Genomic DNA, 4,179 nt, shown 5'->3' on the forward strand with positions numbered 1-4,179 from the left:
CCGGTGCTGGGGGAGGAGGGCGGCGGTTCGGTCGGCGGCGGGGTCACCTGGGTGGTCGATCCGATCGACGGGACGGTCAACTTCCTTTACGGCTTGCCGACCTTCGCGGTGTCGATCGCCGCACAGGTGGACGGGGTGTCGGTCGCGGGAGCGGTCGTGGAGCCGGTGAGCGGACGGCGCTGGACGGCCGTTCGCGGCGGCGGTTCGTGGCTCGACGGCAACCGGCTTTCGGTGTCGAAGGCGGACCGGCTGGACCTGGCGCTCGTCGGGATGGGGTTCTCGTACGCGCAGGACCGCCGGGTCCGGCAGGGCAAGCTGACGGCGGATCTGGTCGGGCGCGTGCGCGACATCCGCCGCCGGGGAGCGGCTTCGCTGGACCTGTGCGCCGTCGCGGCCGGTTGGCTGGACGGATTCTTCGAGCACGGCCTGCACCGCTGGGACTGGGCCGCTGGGGCGTTGGTGGCGCAGGAGGCGGGCGCGACGGTGCTGCTGCCGGGCGAGGCGGCGGATCTGGGGGAGGACTCGACCTTCGCGGCGTCGCCGGGCATCGCGGCGGAGCTGCGCGCGACGTTGGCCGCGGGCGGTGCGGCAGACGTGTGAACTGCTCGTGAGTGCTGATCCCGGTCAGAACCGTGACCAGCACTCACGAAGGAGTCAGCAGGTGACGGCGCGGGCCGAGGCCAAGAGCGTCTGGTCGATCACCGGCGCGCCGGGGCTGGCGGACTGCTCGCTGCTTCCGCCGCCCTGGTGCGCTTGCGACCAGGCAGTGAGCTGCTTGAGGATCTTGACCGCCTCGGGCCGCGGCTGGACGTCGGTGAACAGCTTGCCGGTGGCCAGGTCGACGGTGGCGTCCTTGCGGGTGTCGTGGACCAACTCCGCGCAGGGGACCACCAGGCTGACCGTGCGGGCCGCGGCGGCGCCGTTGTCGCCGTAGCGGATCTGGCCGCGGCAGCGGGCGTCGCCCTTCGGGTACGCCGGGTCGTTGCCGGGATCGCCGATGGCGGTGAAGCCGAGATCGCGAAGCGCGTTGGTGGCGATGCTGCCCTGCCCGCGCGTGCTGCTCGCGTTGAGCACCTTCAGCGCGACCTTGTCCGGCGGCATCGGAGAGCGGTCGTCGAGACCGTTGTGCGGCACGGAGGTGTAAGTGACTCCCGGCGGCGCTTTGGGCTCCGGAGTGCAGCGCACCGCCTCGTCGATGTCGCCGCGGCCGACCACGGCGTTGACCCAGACGAACACCGCGCCGAGCGCGAGCACGCCGATCACGATCAACGCGGGCAGCGGACGGTGCTTGCGATAAGGCCGCGCACCACGGTTCCCCGACCCGTTCCCCGACGCCACCTGCCCCGTCCCTTCCCCTCGCAGAACCGGCCGCGGTAACCCCGCCGCGCCTCGCGGTAACCGCCAGCGTACGCACCGGCGTGGTAGCCGGAGAGCCTAGGCGCTGACCGCGGCGCGCGGTGTCGCGGGTCACCTCCACCCGTTCCGCGTAATGCCCCTCCGTGGCGATCGCACCACGGACGGCTCCGCGGGAGCAAGCGGACACGGCCGCGAGGTGACGTTCGCGACGCCGGGGCAACCCGAACGGAGGACAGGCGTCTCACCTGCGCGTTCCCCCTCCCGGGTGACGCTGGAGCAGCATTGCCCGACTCGGTGCGAGGCACGCCCGGCGGTGAGCTACCCTTCCCGGGCTCCGGCCGCCGGACGAGGTCAACCAGGTTGAGACCTGGGTCACTCGCAGGCCGGGCACAAACAGGGGCGCTGGAACGTTGACCAGCGGCACGACCGGTATCGGGCGCCTCCGGAACCGGTGCAGGACGACATGCTGAATCGCAGGGGTGAGGGACAATGGCTACCGACTACGACGCTCCGCGCCGCAGCGAAGCCGACGAGCTGGCCGAAGACTCGTTGGAGGAGCTGAAGGCCCGGCGGAACGAGACCCAGTCCGGCGTCGTCGACGTCGACGAGGACGCGACCGCGGAGAACTTCGAACTTCCCGGCGCGGACCTCTCCGGGCTCTCCGGGGAAGACATGACCGTGAAGGTCGTGCCGAAGCAGGCGGACGAGTTCACCTGCTCGATCTGTTTCCTGGTGCACCACCGGAGTCGGCTCGCCGAGGACAACGGCGGCCGGCTGATCTGCCGCGATTGCGCCTGACCTGGGATTTCGTTCGAGGGGAACCACGGGGAGATTCACGGGGCAAGTGCTTGGCGCGGTCTGGGTCGTGACCGGGTAAGCAAGGGGGTCGGCCGTTTTGGTCGGCCCCTTTACTCGTGTTCGGGGGGCGGCTCGTCGCCTGGCGGCGACATTGCGCCCGGTGGTGCGCGGCGCACCCCGAAGCTTGATTGTGCTGACGGTTCGGGGGTGCTTGTCAAGGCGGGAAAGATGCCTTGACAAGCACCCCCGAACCGCAGGGAAGGCTTCGTATCGGGGTGGCGGGCGCGGGCTGGCTGCTTGGAGCTGTGGGTGCGCTGGTGCGGTTTAGGGACGTGAGGGGAATCCTGAGGGACTCTGAGTCCCTCAGGATTCCCCTCACGTCCCTGAGGCGTGCGGTCAGGCGTTGTTGCTGAGTAGCTTTACTACTCGTTTTGGTTTGCGGGTGCTGAAGAGCCAGTACGGGGTGGGGTCGGCTGGGTCTGTCAGGGTGAGCCGGACTGCGGGGCCTACCCAGCCGCGGTGCAGGACGAAGGCTGCGGGGTCGCCGTCGCGGCCTAGGGCGTGGCGTTTTGCGTCTTTTTCCACGACGGTGATTTCGCCGACGTAGCGCAGGGGCAGGTGGGCGTCGCCTACCCAGAGTTCGGGGTCGTCGCCGCTGGTGATCTTGACTTTTGCCCTGCCGAGCGACAGCAGGAGCGCGGCCATGACCGGCACGGCGATCGCGAGCGGGATCCACATGGGGATCGACGGGTAGCCCAGGTGGACTTCGACGCCAAGCAGGATGGCCGCGGCCATCGGCAGGGGCCAGCCCCACCAGGGGAGGTAGAGCCGTTCGGAGTGTGCGACGACGCCCGTCGCGGCGGTGTTCACGCGGTCAGCCACACATCAAGGGTAGTCTCGCCGCCCGTGTCCAGCGTTCAGGTCCTCCTTCAGCGGCTCGACCCCGAAGTCCCGCCGCCCGCCTATGCCCGGCCCGGCGACGCCGGGGCCGATCTCGTCACCACCTCGGATATCGTGCTCGGACCCGGCGAGCGCGGGGTCGTCGGCACCGGGGTCGCGATCGCGCTGCCTTCCGGGTACGCCGGGTTCGTGCACCCTCGCTCGGGGCTCGCGGCGCGCGTCGGATTGTCGGTGGTGAACACTCCCGGCACGATCGACTCGGGCTACCGCGGCGAGATCAAAGTCTGTCTCGTCAATCACGACCCGCGCGAGAAAATCGTGCTGGCGCGCGGCGACCGGATCGCGCAGCTGGTGGTCCAGCGCGTGGAGCACGCCGAGTTCGTCGAGGTCGCCGAACTCGCGGAGACCGAACGCGGCGCGGGAGGTTACGGCTCGACCGGCGGGCACGCCACACTGGCACCCGGCGCCGGAGACACCGGCGCGGGCACCGGGGAAGGAACGGAACGATAGTGGGGATTTTCGGACGCAAGCGCCGGTCCGGCGACGACGAGACCGGGGGCGTCGCTTCCCAGCGCGGCGAAGCTGACGGCGCCGACGCGCTCGAACCCGAGGACCAGCTGTCGGAAACGACCGACGGTCCGTTCGACGCCACCGAAGCGGAGGAAGACGGCATCCCGCGCATCGACCTGGGCTCGGTGCGCGTACCGGTGCCGGACGGTTCGCAGGTGCAGGTCGAGATGGACCCGGAGGAAGGCGGCGTGCGAGCGGTGCACGTCGTGACGGAAGTCGGGCAGATCACCGTCAGCGCCTACGCGGCCCCGAAATCCGGCGGCCTGTGGCGCGAGGTCAGCAACGAACTAGCCGACCAGCTGCGCGCGGACGGCGCGAAGGTCAACGTCGGCCGCGGCGAATGGGGCATGGAACTGTCCGCGATCGTCGGCGACGTAGCCCTGCGCTTCGTCGGAGTAGACGGCCCGCGCTGGATGCTGCGCGGCGTAATCGCCGGCCCGCAGTCCACTGCTTCGCAAGCTCCCGAGGTCCTGCGAGCGATCGTGCGCAGCACTGTCGTAGACCGAGGCAACTCCCCGATGCCGGTGCGCACCCCCCTCCCCATCCCCCCCCCCG

At 70.4% G+C, this 4,179-nt stretch carries 6 protein-coding genes; 4 read left to right on the forward strand and 2 right to left on the reverse strand.

Annotated elements, in window-relative coordinates:
- Positions 1 to 600 (forward strand): inositol monophosphatase family protein (locus D0D37_RS45955; RefSeq protein WP_116206844.1); only part of this gene is annotated, 600 nt, incomplete at its 5' end.
- A 54-nt stretch (positions 601 to 654) separates the two neighbouring features.
- Here D0D37_RS45955 and cei read toward each other — a convergent pair.
- Positions 655 to 1,338: an envelope integrity protein Cei gene (gene cei / locus D0D37_RS45960; protein WP_116206845.1), complete on the reverse strand. Its 684-nt coding sequence runs from the start codon at positions 1,336 to 1,338 to the stop codon at positions 655 to 657.
- Positions 1,339 to 1,845: 507 nt separating this feature from the next.
- On the opposite strand from cei, the gene D0D37_RS45965 reads away from it, so the two are divergent.
- The gene (locus D0D37_RS45965; RefSeq protein ID WP_116206846.1) at positions 1,846 to 2,154 is read left to right on the forward strand and encodes a DUF4193 domain-containing protein; all 309 of its coding nucleotides are present in this window, start codon (positions 1,846 to 1,848) and stop codon (positions 2,152 to 2,154) included.
- 396 nt (positions 2,155 to 2,550) lie between these two features.
- Here the strand turns inward: D0D37_RS45965 and D0D37_RS45970 are convergent, their stop codons facing one another.
- Complete coding sequence (locus D0D37_RS45970) at positions 2,551 to 3,036, reverse strand: DUF3093 domain-containing protein (RefSeq protein ID WP_116206847.1); 486 nt, start codon at positions 3,034 to 3,036, stop codon at positions 2,551 to 2,553.
- Positions 3,037 to 3,060: 24 nt separating this feature from the next.
- Here D0D37_RS45970 and dut point away from each other — a divergent pair, with 24 nt between their 5' ends.
- Both dut and D0D37_RS45980 read left to right on the forward strand, forming a co-directional pair.
- The gene (gene dut / locus D0D37_RS45975) at positions 3,061 to 3,564 is read left to right on the forward strand and encodes a dUTP diphosphatase (protein WP_116206848.1); all 504 of its coding nucleotides are present in this window, start codon (positions 3,061 to 3,063) and stop codon (positions 3,562 to 3,564) included.
- Positions 3,564 to 4,179 (forward strand): DUF3710 domain-containing protein (locus D0D37_RS45980; protein ID WP_162834816.1); only part of this gene is annotated, 616 nt, incomplete at its 3' end. The genes dut and D0D37_RS45980, both read left to right, overlap by 1 nt.

The organism is Amycolatopsis circi (assembly GCF_003385235.1).
Taxonomy (GTDB): Bacteria; Actinomycetota; Actinomycetes; order Mycobacteriales; family Pseudonocardiaceae; genus Amycolatopsis; species Amycolatopsis circi.